Source organism: Sulfitobacter sp. SK012 (assembly GCF_003352085.1).
Classification (GTDB): domain Bacteria; phylum Pseudomonadota; class Alphaproteobacteria; order Rhodobacterales; family Rhodobacteraceae; genus Sulfitobacter.
The window spans coordinates 3,132,975-3,146,723 of sequence record NZ_CP025804.1 but is presented as its reverse complement, the minus strand read 5'-3'; the positions used below and the strand labels follow the sequence as shown (position 1 = coordinate 3,146,723).

The 13,749-nt window shown below is 55.3% G+C and carries 8 protein-coding genes and 2 pseudogenes; 6 read left to right on the top strand and 4 right to left on the bottom strand.

Annotated elements, in window-relative coordinates; genetic code table 11:
- Positions 1-319 precede the first annotated feature (319 nt).
- Positions 320-887 (top strand): annotated as a pseudogene (locus C1J03_RS15390) (IS5 family transposase).
- Here C1J03_RS15390 and C1J03_RS15385 read toward each other — a convergent pair.
- Positions 865-1,671: a polysaccharide deacetylase family protein gene (locus C1J03_RS15385; RefSeq protein WP_302661626.1), complete on the bottom strand. Its 807-nt coding sequence runs from the start codon at positions 1,669-1,671 to the stop codon at positions 865-867. The pseudogene C1J03_RS15390 and the gene C1J03_RS15385 sit on opposite strands and share 23 nt — an antisense overlap.
- A 352-nt stretch (positions 1,672-2,023) precedes the next feature.
- Here C1J03_RS15385 and C1J03_RS15380 point away from each other — a divergent pair, with 352 nt between their 5' ends.
- The gene (locus tag C1J03_RS15380; RefSeq protein ID WP_162798554.1) at positions 2,024-3,484 is read left to right on the top strand and encodes an oligosaccharide flippase family protein; all 1,461 of its coding nucleotides are present in this window, start codon (positions 2,024-2,026) and stop codon (positions 3,482-3,484) included.
- 161 nt (positions 3,485-3,645) lie between these two features.
- A pseudogene (locus tag C1J03_RS15375) lies at positions 3,646-3,936 on the top strand (transposase); the annotation flags it as partial.
- A 131-nt stretch (positions 3,937-4,067) separates the two neighbouring features.
- Here C1J03_RS15375 and C1J03_RS15370 read toward each other — a convergent pair.
- Both C1J03_RS15370 and C1J03_RS15365 read right to left on the bottom strand, forming a co-directional pair.
- Entirely contained in the window at positions 4,068-7,886 is a 3,819-nt protein-coding gene (locus C1J03_RS15370; RefSeq protein WP_114887391.1) for an efflux RND transporter permease subunit, read from the bottom strand.
- The gene (locus tag C1J03_RS15365; protein ID WP_114887390.1) at positions 7,883-9,139 is read right to left on the bottom strand and encodes an efflux RND transporter periplasmic adaptor subunit; all 1,257 of its coding nucleotides are present in this window, start codon (positions 9,137-9,139) and stop codon (positions 7,883-7,885) included. The genes C1J03_RS15370 and C1J03_RS15365 overlap by 4 nt, the downstream gene beginning before the upstream one ends.
- A 229-nt stretch (positions 9,140-9,368) precedes the next feature.
- Between C1J03_RS15365 and C1J03_RS15360 the strand changes: the two genes are divergently transcribed.
- The 3 genes from C1J03_RS15360 to der all read left to right on the top strand — a co-directional run bounded on the left by C1J03_RS15360 (position 9,369) and on the right by der (position 13,020).
- Positions 9,369-10,058, top strand: a complete 690-nt coding sequence (locus C1J03_RS15360) for a hypothetical protein (protein ID WP_114887389.1) — start codon at positions 9,369-9,371, stop codon at positions 10,056-10,058.
- 68 nt (positions 10,059-10,126) lie between these two features.
- A complete protein-coding gene (locus C1J03_RS15355) occupies positions 10,127-11,488 on the top strand; it encodes a PQQ-like beta-propeller repeat protein (RefSeq protein ID WP_114887388.1) in 1,362 nt (453 codons plus the stop codon).
- Between the two features lie 50 nt (positions 11,489-11,538).
- Complete coding sequence (der, locus tag C1J03_RS15350) at positions 11,539-13,020, top strand: ribosome biogenesis GTPase Der (RefSeq protein ID WP_114887387.1); 1,482 nt, start codon at positions 11,539-11,541, stop codon at positions 13,018-13,020.
- Here der and C1J03_RS15345 read toward each other — a convergent pair.
- Positions 13,017-13,715, bottom strand: a complete 699-nt coding sequence (locus C1J03_RS15345) for a tryptophan-rich sensory protein (RefSeq protein ID WP_114887386.1) — start codon at positions 13,713-13,715, stop codon at positions 13,017-13,019. The genes der and C1J03_RS15345 overlap by 4 nt on opposite strands.
- Positions 13,716-13,749 lie beyond the last annotated feature (34 nt).

Sequence of the window (13,749 nt, the reverse complement as noted above, 5' to 3'; positions counted from 1 at the left end):
AAAGGCCATGCCTTATGAGAGGGTTGTCCAGTGCCTTCGGCCAGTTGGTAGAAACACAAAAGCGGCTGCTTCCGCAGCTCATGGTGCGCCAGAAGCAAGGCCTGGTTGTGGCCTCAAAGACATGGATACTGCGTTAAGCCTTCTTCTTGACACCTAGATGGGCAAGTTAGAAGTCCAGATCGAACACCTTATCGCAACCGAATACGTTTTGAGGAAAATCGCGCATATTTTACAGTTCCTTGTTAGGCTCAGCACTCATAAATAGGCTTGATGTAGAGTTGCCGTCGTGATTCACGACTCCCAATGGTTTGGGGGACTAATGTGCAATCTTTATCGTTTGACAGAGGCGCTGATGATGCGGCTCCGGTCGTTTTTTCCAAAGAGTCGGGGTCGTCCACGCGTTAACGACAGCCGTGTTTTGAGTGGCATTGTCTTCATCAATCGCAATGGGTTGCGCTGGTGTGATGCGCTTGCGGCGTATCGGCCCCCCAAGACGTTATATAATCGCTGGAAGCGCTGGAACGGTATGGGCGTTTTCGCTCGGATCATGACTGGATTGGCAGCTGAAGCACCCGACAATAAAACAATCTCGATTGATGCGACCTACCTCAAAGCGCACCGTACGGCCTCAAGTCTGGGGCTTAAAAAGGGGGGGCGTGAACGCCTAATAGGTCAGACCAAGGGCCGGATGAACACCAAATTGCACGCTGTCACTGACACCAGCGGTCGCCCAATTCGCTTCTTCTTTGCCGCTGGTCAGGTCCCGGATTGAGATCATGTTTGGCCATTTGAAAGATTGGTGGCGTATGGCAACCCGCTATGACCGATGCCCAAGGGTATTCCTCTCAGCCATCGCTCTCGCTGCTACTGTGATATTCTGCTTATGAAACCTGAGCATAGTATTTTTGTAGCAAACCCAGCTATTGAGCTCTCGCCGCCGACATTCCATCTTGAGAGCCTGTATGAATCACTGGCCATCTTGTTTTGCGCCTGAACAGTAGTGACAGCATAATCAACGTTTGTTTCACGGAGAAAACCGACGGCCCTATCATCAAAATCATCGGGCCCTCCATTGGGATAGGCAAACAGCCGGCAGGGAACTCCAGTTAATTCTTCGACGCTTTTGATTGAGTTCTGAATTTCACTTTTCAAGCGTCGGTCAGAAACTTTTGAAAGAATAGGATGTGTCATACTATGAGCACCAAAGTCTATCAGCCCCCCCGCTACAGAGGCGCGAATCGTGCTCGCGTCCATTACCGCGAAGTCATGATCTGCACTGAATTTCGGATTGATGCAGGTTCCACAAGCCCGCTCGATCTCTTCAACGGCGGCCTGTGGATCATCACCAGAATCCGCCTTTACTAAAGTCTGCAGTTTGCGGGAAGCATGAATACGCTCCTTGACGTTACCCATTTTCATTGTATGCCCGCGAAAATCTATGTGTGAGCGTTCGGAGTTCGCAATTGCTGCAAGAATTCGATTTGGCCAAAGCGCTGTCTTAAGTCCCACCAGTTCCGAAACCAAAAAAATAGTGGCTGGAAAACCATAGCGTTCCAAAATCGGCAGCGCATTTGTGATATTGTTCATGTAGCCATCATCGAATGTTATCGCAATGGTTCGGCGTGTAAGTTGGCCCGAAACGAGCCTATCGGCTGCATCGGCTAGAGGCATCACATCACAGCCAATTCGGTGCAGGAACTCCATTTGTCTTTCAAATTTTCGCGCAGTCAGAAAACACCAGTCTTTCAGTAGAGGAGCGCAACTAACCACAGCATGATAAGTCACTATTTCAAGACTTCCTTTAGTACGCTTTGTGCTGTTATTTGTACTCCTACGTCGAGCTTGTGTCTTCAACGGCCTTGTCCTCTCTTGTTTTTGGGTCTTCATTATACGAAAAAATAGGTCAGATCGTTGATACAATGATAAGGAATATGAAAAAATAGGTCAGATCGTTGATACAATGATAAGGATCAACAGGTTCACTATTACTATCTGAAATAAATATCGTGCAAAAGGATCTGAAGTGACGAACGAAGTTAAGTCAATAGAAAAACGCATGATAAAAGGCCTATCTGTTACACTTTCTAGCTATTTGCTTACTCGTATAGTTAACCTTGTGACCACAATAGGTCTGGCCCGTTTTTTGATACCTGACCAAATGGGCTTTATTGCAGTATGCTTTCTGCTCATATATATTATTGATATTGTGAGGGATTTTGGACTTCGTGATGCCGTTATCTACGATCCGAAGGGCCAGCGCGGCGTTCAGTCGACTGCGTCATTGATGCTTATTGGTTTGGGATTAGTACAAGCTGCCGCTGTGTTCCTGATAGCGCCTTTCATTGTAACTGATCCCAATTCTGCAGTTTTGCGGGAAATGGTCATGTGGCTGGCGCTGTACTTCCCTTTGAATTCCTTGGCTGCGATTCACGAAGCTGTGTTGCACCGCGCGCTTCGCTTTGGTCGCGTGGCCGTTGCGGAAATTAGCGGGGTCGTCGTCAGGGCATGCATAACCTTTGCTCTGTTATTCAACGATTATGGGCCGATGAGCATGGTCTACGGATTGTTGGCTGGAGTTTTCTGCCGGACAATAGTCTATTGGTACCAGCCGGAGAGCTGGCGGCCTGAAAAGCCAGTGCTGACACTTGCGACGTTTTCTTTCCTTCTTGGTTATGGCAAGCATATTTTTTTTACTGGAGCGTTGTATGCCGCTCGGACACGCGCTGATCAGGTTCTGATTTCGGCCTTGATTGGAGAGGCTGCATTGGCGGCATATTTCTTGGCGTCCCGAATACCTGAAATTGTAGTCTCGGGCGTGAACACGTCTATCACTCGTGTTGTTTTCCCTGGTTTTGTCAGCTCCAGGGGCTCCAAAAAGGCGCTCCGGTCTCTCTACATCAGAACTTTGAACGGGTGCATGGTTGGTCTTGCTCCATTATCGATCGGGCTTGCATCAATCTCGACGTTCGTTGTTCCGTTGGTTTTCGGGGAGGCCTACAGCGACGCTTCTCCGGTTCTTGCGTTGCTGGCACTATCTGGTATCCCAGTTGCCATAGGGTGGAGCGCCGGCGACCTATTTAAGGCAACTGGGCGACCTCAACTCCTTACGGTTCTGGCTGTTTTGGAGGTCTTTTGTTTCCTCCCTTCTGCCTGGGCTGTCGCCAAGATTACTGGTGACCTCGTTGCCATGGCAGCTACGGTTCTCGTGTGTGAGTGTTTAGTTTCTGCAGTGCGCATTGTAATGGTTTGGAAATACTATGAAATACATCCTTGGGAAATGTTGCGCGCGACACTCCTACCAATCGTTTATGCTGCGGTGATGGGCGCTGGTGTCTTATTGACACAATCCATGCTCTCCAATCACAGCAATTTCAGTATTGTAGCGGTATCAATAATCGTGGGCATTTCAATTTACGTGGCTTTGATCGCACTTTTTGATCGAAAAACCATGCTTTGGGTTCTAGAGGCTGCCCAAAATAAATGACTTCTTCAGAAATAACGGCGTAAATCCGTTTCTCTCAACTCGCTAGAAGCTGTATTTCTCAGCGCATTGGGAAGATACGATCAAGTAGGCTCTTGACCGGCTTTGTTGCACATATCCTCGGATGGGATTCACTGATGAGTCCAGGGTGATAGCTGGAAGGCATGAGCAGTTGGCCCCCAACCAAATTTAAGACCACGAATTGGTCATCGTACAATGACAGCTTGAGGCAGCGTGGATCGTTGTCGACCTAGTTGGTCCTGAGATGGTTTGGATGCCTCTGTCGAGCGGTAAGCTCGGGCGGCAACGGCAATTCAGTGACGCAGCCATTCACACTTGTCTCACGCTGAAGGTCTTGTTTGGCATGCCGCTTGCGCAGACGAACTGTGTTCGTCCAGAGCCTGCTACGGTTTGTCGGGTTGGACTGGGCCACCTCAGCACATTATCGCCGCCAGTGAACACTGAGCGTGAGCCTGCCCTATCGCGGCGACATAGGGCATCCTTTGTTTCAAATGTTATGAAGGAAACGTAGCGTAGCCCGGCTGAAAGGCGAACCCTTGAAAAGCCAGACTGCCGCAAGGGCGCGCTATTCCGCTGGTGTGGCATAGGGCACATCATCATCATCCCAGATGATTTCTTCGGTGCCCATGCGTTTTGCATCGCGTTGAAGGGCCCAGTCGCGCGCGGCGCGGCTGGCACGACCCATCGACATCTTGGCAAGAAGACGTGCGATCCAACGGATATAGGTGGTGGCCCAAACCCGGATGGCCAACATCGAAGGTGTGACCATCAAAGTCAGTACAGTCGCAATGCCTAGGCCAAAAACCACGGCTGTTGCCAATTGCTTCCACCACAGCGCTGTGGGGCTGTCGACGGTATAGCCGCCGTCGGCAAAGTTGATCGACAGGCCGAACATCATTGGAGCCAGCCCCGCCATGGTGGTGATTGTCGTCAGCAGCACAGGGCGGATGCGCGCCTGCGCCGTGCGGATGATCGCTTCAATCCGCGGCATGTATTGGCTGAACTCTTGATAGGTATCGATCAAGATAATGTTGTTGTTCACCACAATCCCCGCAAGCGCCACGATGCCTGTCCCGGTCATAATGATCGAGAACGTCTGATCCATCACGATCATCCCGATCAGCACGCCTGTGGTTGACAACACCACGGCCAGCAGCACCAGCGCCGCGTTATAAAAGCTGTTGAACTGGGCCAGCAGGATGATGAACATCAATCCCAATGCGGCGGTAAAGGCGGAACTCAGGAAGGCCGCACTTTCTGCCTGATCTTCTTGGTCGCCGGTCCACTCATAGGAAATATCGTCGGGCAGGGGGCGCGTTTCGAGCCACTTGGTGATCTCGGCGATCCGCTCATTGGGATTTATGGGCGACATCCGAAATTCACCACTCTCAAAACCTTCGATCAAATCAATGTCGGGAGCTGCAGGCGTACGGTCCGTGATCTTGAAAGGTTCGCCATCAACATCGCGCAGATCGCCATCAGAACCAGCTGGGCGTAGGGTGGCGAGAGTAATTTCAACATCAGCACCGTCTTGCCGCTCCACACGAACCAGCTTCATCATACCCGGTGCCACGTCAGCCTTAACATCAAGATAACGCTGTTGATTAACACGGCTGATCTCGGCCAGTTTGGGAACCGGCGTGCGGCTGATAAAGTTCGACAGCGGTACCAAGCCTTCGCGTGTGCGAACCTTGAGCGTATCAAGCGTGCTGAGGACGCGGTCCTGAGCAGGCAGGCGCACGCGGATATCGATTTCCTCGTCCGAGCTGTCGACGCGCATGGTATCCAAGAGCAACCCGCGTGTGACAAGCTGTACCATGGCTCCAACGATGGCCACATCTGCACCATATTGACCGGCTTTTTCGACATCGACGTCGATTTGCCAGTCAATGCCGGGCAGGGGCCGGGTATCTTCGATCAGCGTAAGGCCGGGGACGTCTTCGAAATGCGCCCGAGCCAGAGCGGCAGAGGTAACCAGATCATCAAAACTGGCCCCCTCAAGGCGCAGATGCACAGGTTTGCCAGACGCAGGGCCACGGGCTTGCGCCAGGATTTCGATTTTGATGCCGGGGATATCCTGGAGCTGTTCAGTCAGTTCCGAAATCACAAGGTCACCGTCCAGATCGGGACGCAAAGCGCGGTCTTCCCACGGGATCGTTTCTAGTTGAATTTGGCCAATCAGGTCCTTTGGCGCTTCTGCACCGCCGGTATTGCTGTCGAGCCCGCCTTCACCCGCAAAGGCAAACGCAGTGGCGACACCGGGGTGTTCCATCACAATCGCTTCGGCTTGTTGCAGCAGATCGTCTTTTTCATTCAAGCTAAGGTTGCCGCGCGCAAGCACATAGACAATTGCCTGCTCGGGTTCTGATTCGACAAAGAACTCAACGCCTTTGGAGTTGTTTCCAAACCAAATGAACACCGTGCCAACAAAGACAAAGACAAAGCCAACCATCGCCAAAGGCATAACCGGATTGCCGGTAATCGCGGCGATCACGTGGCCAAAGAACGACCGGCGATACCCTGCGTTAATGCGGTCAGGTTCGCGGCGAAAGAGCTTGGAGGCGAGCCAGCGGCCAAAACGTCCCGCCCGCGTCAGGAGCGAAAAGACCGCCAGCAAGAACAACATGAAACCGCCCAAGGCCAACGTCAGCGCGGCCGCGCCAATCAAAACAAAGCCAAACACCTTGGCGAATGTGGGGATGACAGAGGTCAGCAACGCAAATCCGTCCATCTGTGCAAACTGCGCGCCCATCCAGCCAAAAAGCTTGCCGGGTTCGGTCGCGGAGGGTGGCGACATCAACGCCATGGCCGGGAAGACCATCGCGAAAGCAGCCGGGAACAGCAACAAATGCAGATACCAACGCAGGGCCGCGATGCGTTCCATATTGTCGGCCATCCAACGTTCCAAACGGCCCGTCACACCACCCATCACGGGCAGATAGATCAACGCCACAACAAGCGATGCCGAGAGCACGAAGATTAACGTTACCGGCAGCATGCCCATGAATTCACCCGGCACGCCTGGCCAAAACAGCATCGGAAGAAACGCGCAAAGCGTCGTCGCGGTTGAACTGATAATGGGCCAGAACATCCGCTTGGCCGCATCCGTATAGGCCTGCATTGGGCCCACGCCTTGTTGTTGGCGCGCATCGGCATATTCGACGACCACAATGGCACCGTCCACCAACATCCCGACGGATAAAATCAGCCCAAACATCACGATGTTAGAGATTGAGATACCCATGAGGGCGAGGAATGCAAAACAGAGCAAGAAAGATGTCGGAATCGCAAAACCGACCAATAGGGCAGCGCGGATACCAAGGGCGGCTAGCGCCACGAGCATCACCAGTGCCACGGCGGTAAAGACCGAACCCAACAATTGCTGCACCATGCTGTCAACTTGGCGGCTTTGGTCATTTGACGTGCCGACCTTAACGGCCGCACGCAGGCCTTCGGGCCAATCAGCGCTTTTCTCTGCGACGACCCGTTTCACAAGGGCCGAGGTGTCGATCAGGTTGAAACCCTTACGTTTGACCACCTGCAGCGCAACCGTATTGTCGCCGTTAAAGCGCGCCGTACCTAGGCGGTCTTCGAACGTGAGATTGATTACAGCCAAGTCACCCAGCGTCACAACCCGGTCACCGTTGGTTTTAACGGGCAGGTTATAAACATCGCGCGGCTCGTCAAAGGACGACGGGATTTTGACCGCAAAGCTGCCGTTATCACTGTCGATTTCGCCCGCAGCAATGAGTTGGTTGTTGTTTTGAACCGTGTCGATCAACTCCCCTGCGGTAACGTCATAGGCCTCAAGTTTTAAGGGATCGATCAGCACTTCGAGCATCTCGTCGCGGTTGCCCGCAATCCCTGCCTCCAGCACAGCATCTAGCCCTTCCAAATCATCCTGCAGGGCACGGGCATAGCGCGCCATCGTCCGCTCCGGCACCGGGCCGGTGAGGTTCACAATGATGATGGGAAATTCAGAAAAGTTGATTTCGTTGATCGAATAGGTTTCGGCCCCTTCAGGGAACTTGGCTTCCGCAGTGCCCATCGCGTCGCGCACATCTGCTAAGATTTTGGTCTTGTTCCAGCCGAATTCGAATTCCAGCGCCACACCAGCATAGTTCTCGGCCGCTGTGCTCGACATTTTCTTGAGCCCGTCCAGATCCGACAGTTCGGTTTCCATCGGCTTGACCAGCAAGGTTTCGCTGTCCGCCGCGGAAATACCGGGGAAGGGGACCGACACAAAGAGTGCAGGGATTTCAATGTCAGGTTCGCCCTCTTTGGGCAGCGTGGTGTAGGCATAAGCGCCCACCACGAGGCTTAGCAGAATAAACGCCAGAACCATCCGTGCACGGCCAGCGGCCCAGTCGACGATCCCGCTCACTGGCTGACCTCCTGCCATGTCGGCGCGACTGTAACGCCCGCCACGACATATTCCTGACCAACCACAATGACATCCGCAGTTTCAGGTAGGCCGGTGACCCAGATGCCTTCGGCGACGTCGCGCATAATGGTGACGGGGGCAAAGCTGACCATGGCCGCGTCATCGACAAGACGCACACCAAGAGTGCCGTTGTCATCAAGCGTGAGGGCGGACTGCGGGATCAGATGCGCCGCGGAACCTGGGGCCGAGATCAGAATTTCCGCCGTCTGGCCGTCCCGAATATGCAGATCTGTGTTCGGTACGTTGATTTCGGTGCGGAATGTGCGGGTGGTCGGATCGGACGACCGGCTCAAAAATGTGACAGTGCCGTAGACAACTTCGCCGCCTGCCGCCAACCGCGCCTCAGCAGCAGCCCCAACAAACACGCGATTTACCTCGGTCTCAGGCACAAACCCAACAAGTTTCACCGGATCAAGTTGAATGATTGTCCCGCAAAGCGCGCCGGGCTGGAGCAAGCTACCTAGCTCGGCTGTGTCACTTTCCAGCAGGCCGCCAAAGGGGGCCTCAATGGTCAGACGGTCAATTTCGGCCTCAGCCACGGCAACTGCGGCCGTTGCGGCTTGGATACCAGAACGCGCAGCGCGCAGGCCAGATTCCGCCGAAACGATGCCAGATCGTGCTCCAGCCACAGCAGCATCTGCACCAGCAAGCCGAGCGGTCGAGCCAAACCCGCCTTCCTTAAGTTTTGCCGAAGCGTTTTGATTGATCAGTGCTTCGTCCAGACGGGCAATCGCTTCTTGGACACGGGCTTCTGCCTCGGGCACGCGCGATTCCGCTTCAGAAAGCCGGGCGCGTGTCTCTTCTAGTGCCGCTCCACGGGTACCAACGTCCAGAACGCACATCTCTTGGCCTTCTTCGACCCGTGAACCTTTGCGCAGTGGCTCTGATATAACCACAGCAGTGGTTTCCGCCTGTACATCAACCTGACGCGCTGCCGCAGTCTGGCCGCGCAGCACCACGGCGCTGCCTATATCCTTTGCAATAACGCGTTTCACGACCACTTTGACCCGAGTCTTGCCCTCGGCGTCCGCCGCGGCTCGGGTGGCTTTAACACTTTCTTGATCTGGATCTGGCGTAAGCGTTGCATCCGCAGGGGCCATACCAAAGGTTTGCTTCAGCCAGGGCCGCTCAGCGATAGCAAGGTAGAGAAGCCCACCGACTAAGAGAGCTGCAAGAATCGGGAAAAAGCGCATGGTCGGCCTCGTCTTTAATAGAACGGAACAGGCCTTTTGGGCGCAGTCACCGAAAGCTATGTGAATTAATATGCTCTATGTAGTATATGATAACTAAACTGACCAGTTCAGAATTCAAGTTTTTTGCTGGGTCTTTTGCGTGTCCTCAAAGCTTCGGCACCGTAGGTCTTGGCTTGGGGGTGGTCCCGCGATATGAGGGCGCAATGAATACCCTTGAGGGCTGGGCAAAATGAGCGACACCGATAGTTTTATTGACGAAGTAACCGACGAGCTGCGGCGTGAAAAGCTGTTTGCGACCATGCGCCGTTACGGTGTTTGGGCAGCGCTTGTGATTGTGCTGATCATTGGTGGCGCAGGTTTTCTTGAATATCAAAAAGCAAGCGCGCGCGCCGAAGCACAAGCCTTTGGTGATCGTGTTTTGGCCGCGGTGACGGACGCTGACGCAGGCACCCGCGCAGAGGTTCTTGGAGCGATTACGCCCAAAGATCCCAGTGCCGCCACTGTGATTGAGCTGTTGACCGCTACTGCCGAGTTGGCCGGTGATGACCGCACAGCTGCGATCGCAAGCCTAGATGCGGCCGCTGTGAACCCTGACACACCAGAAATTTACCGCCTGATTGCGCGCTTTAAGGCGCTGACGTTGCAAACCGACACCTTGCCTGCCGCAGATCGCAAATTGGGCTTTGAAGCACTGGCTCAACCCGGTGCTCCGCTTCGCTTGCTTGCCCAAGAACAGTTGGCGCTGATTGCCATCCAAGAGGGCGACACGCAGGCGGCAATTACGGGCTATCAAGCGCTGCTAAGCGACGCCGAAGTCACAGCAGACTTGCAACAACGCGCGCTTCAAGTGATTGTGGCGCTGGGTGGGGAGCCTGAAATGGGCAATGGGCCTGATCTAACTGGGGCTACTGGCAACTAGGCCTTCAGCTTTTCTCGACCCAAGGGCGCGGACCTCAACCCGTAGAAAAAGACCAGAGTGAGCAGGCAATGACGGATAGCACAACCAAGAATGCAATCGCCGGTCGCGGCTGGATCGTGGGCGTATTGGGCGCAGCTTTGTTGCTGAGCGCCTGCCAGGAAGCCGATACAGTTCTGCCGGGCCAACGCGAAACGGTTCGGTCAGTCCTGCAAAATCCTGGTGAATTGGATTTGGGCACCGTCGCCTTTTCAGGGAACACATCGCGGGCGATTTCATTGCCGGGCCAAGTGAACAACAGCAATTGGACCCATACAACAGGCACGCCAGCGAACCGCATCAGCAACGCCACATTGCGCGGTAATCCGCAGTTGGTCTGGTCCGCCAATATCGGCGAGGGTGACAGCCGCAAGCAGCGCATCACCGCCACGCCGGTCGTATCCGCTGGCCGCATTATTACACTTGATGCTGATGCGCTTGTGACAGCAACCGCGACATCCGGAGCCACGCTATGGACACGGAATTTGCGCCCACAGACCGATCAAGCAGGTGATGCAACGGGCGGCGGGCTGGCTGTTGACGGCGACACCATTTACGTCTCGATCGGGTATGGTGTTTTGGCCGCTCTTGATGCGACCAACGGTGCTGTGCGCTGGACCCAGAAGCTTGATGCGTCTGGTGCAGGCACGCCAACTGTGTCTGGTGACCTTGTTTATTTGACGGCCGGTGATGATACCGGATGGGCCGTGCGCAAATCCGACGGCCGTGTCGAATGGCAGATCGGTGCCACCTCTGACGGCAATAACGTGTTAGGCGCGCCAGCCCCCGCCATCAGCAAAGACCTTGCAATCTTTGCGTTTGGTTCTGGCGAAGTACAGGCGGTGTTCCGCCGCGGCGGGCTGAACCGCTGGGATGCCTCGGTGCTTGGCAAACGCCCGGGCCGTGCAATTTCAAACGTTTCAGATGTGACCGCGGCACCCGTGATTTCAGGTGACAAAGTTTACGTTGGCAACCAATCTGGCCGCATCGTCGCGATGGAGCTGGGCAGTGGTGCCCGTGTCTGGACCGCGCGCGACGGGGCGATTGGCCCGGTTTGGCCGGCAGGGGATTCGGTCTTTGCGGTCACGGACTTAAATGAGCTTGTGCGCCTGGACGCATCTGATGGTGCAAAAATTTGGGGCGTTGAGTTGCCGAACTTCGTCAAGGCAAAGCCAAAACGTCAAAGCCGCATCTTTGCGCATTACGGACCAATTATTGCGGGTAGTCGCTTGATAATAGCGTCTAATGATGGCCTGTTGCGCAGTTATGACCCTGCTAATGGCGCGCTTCTTGGCACCTCCGCGATCCCCGATGGGGCGACCACAGCGCCGGTTGTCGCGGGCGGAACTCTTTATGTTGTATCGAGCGGCGGGCAACTCCACGCTTTCCGTTAAGCCAAAGATGCGTTAAGGCGCGTGTCTGATCTGCACCCCGGAGCGTTTTGATGTCTTTCACCCTCGCCATCGTGGGCCGTCCCAATGTGGGCAAATCCACGCTGTTCAACCGTCTTGTCGGAAAACGACTGGCGCTGGTCGATGACCAGCCCGGCGTCACACGTGATTTGCGTGAAGGGGCCGCCCGTCTGGCCGACTTGCGCTTTACTGTAATTGATACTGCTGGGCTTGAGGACGTCACCGACGACAGCCTGCAGGGTCGGATGCGCCGGCTAACAGAACGCGCCGTGGATATGGCCGACATTTGTCTGTTCATGATCGATGCGCGCGTTGGCGTGACGCAAACTGATCTGATCTTTGCTGACATCTTGCGCAAACGTTCGGCCAACGTGATTCTGGCGGCCAATAAGGCTGAAGGTAATGCGGCTGAAGCAGGGGTGGTCGAAGCCTATTCCCTGGGATTGGGCGATCCTGTGCGCCTATCGGCTGAACATGGTGAGGGGATGGCGGATCTGTACACAGTGCTGATGCCGCTCGCTGACCGCTTTGCCGAGCGCGAAGATACTGACACACCCGAAACGGATATTGATGTCTCTGACGCCGACGGCGACGAACTGGATGTCGTGCCCGTGCCGACAGATGCCAAGCCGCTGCAAGTGGCTGTTGTGGGCCGTCCGAACGCTGGCAAATCCACGCTGATCAATCAGATCTTGGGTGAAGACCGGTTGCTGACTGGACCTGAGGCCGGGATCACCCGCGACGCGATTTCCCTGCGTACCCTATGGGCAGGCGCGGACGGCGTCGGCGTGCCAATGCGTATCTTTGATACCGCAGGCATGCGCAAAAAGGCCAAAGTTCAGGAAAAACTGGAAAAGCTCAGCGTCAGTGACGGGCTGCGGGCCGTGAAATTTGCCGAAGTGGTTGTTGTGCTGCTGGATGCAGAGATCCCATTCGAACAGCAAGATTTGCGAATCGCGGACCTCGCCGAGCGCGAAGGCCGCGCCGTGGTTGTCGCCGTCAATAAATGGGACGTCGAAGAAGACCGTCAGGGCAAGCTAAAAGACCTGCGCGAGAGCTTTGAGCGTCTCTTACCTCAATTGCGCGGTGCACCGTTGGTCACTGTGTCGGCCAAAACGGGCCGGGGCATGGACCGTTTGCAGGCCGCAATCATGCAAGCCTACGATGTCTGGAACCGCCGGATCACCACGGCACAGCTTAACCGCTGGCTGGCTGGCATGATGGAGGCGCATCCGCCCCCCGCGCCACAGGGCAAACGCATCAAGCTACGCTACATGACCCAAGCCAAGACACGGCCGCCTGGTTTTGTGGTGATGTGTAGCCACCCAGACAAGGTACCTGCGAGCTACAGCCGTTATCTTGTTAACGGTTTGCGCGTCGACTTTGATATGCCGGGCACGCCCATCCGCTTGTGGATGCGCGGTCAATCTGCGGATAACCCCTACAAGGGCCGCAAAAAGGCTCCGCCGTCAAAGCTGCGCAAACATACCAACAGCAGCAGACGTCAACCTTAACGCGCTTTCCACGTCGGGATCAGCAACGCCAATGCGCCCCCGGCGGCAAGGGCAGCGACGGTCATGTTGCCGCCGATATTTTGCACGACCACCGCCACCAAGGCCCAGATCACCGCGATGCCGTAGCTCGGCGCGCGGCGCAGCGTGGATTGCACACCAGAGGCGAGGATCAGCGCGAGTAAAACTGCGCCCACCGCCGCCGTGTCTTGATCCACCCAGCCGTAGCCAGCGGCCAAAAGCCCAAGAGATACGCAAGAGGCAGCTGACAGCCACCCCGCATAAAGACCAAGGGGCAGGGCGGCGAACCAGCGGTCGTCGGTGGGGCTGCGAAACAACGCCCAAAGTGCGGTGAACAGCATCAGCCAGATCAGCACGCTGGCCCAAATGGGGCTAAGGAGCGCCACGGCAAGCCACGTCGTACCCATGGCGAGAGACACGCACAGCGGCGGGCGCATGTCATGCCAACCGCCATCTTCGCGCCGTTTCCAAAGCCCGAACCCCATGCCGAGAATAAGCCAAAGATAGATCACACCCCAGATCGCAAACGCATAGCCCTCAGGCTGCACTGGCGGGTTGTTCTGGGGCACTGGGAATTGTTCGGGGTCAAACCCACCGAAGTCCGGCACCAGCAGGGGAGAAGCGGCGAAACAGATCGTCAACACAAGGGTGACAACAGCAATCGTGGAACGGGACATCGTGAATACCTCTGAGAAATTTACTTTTCGCGCA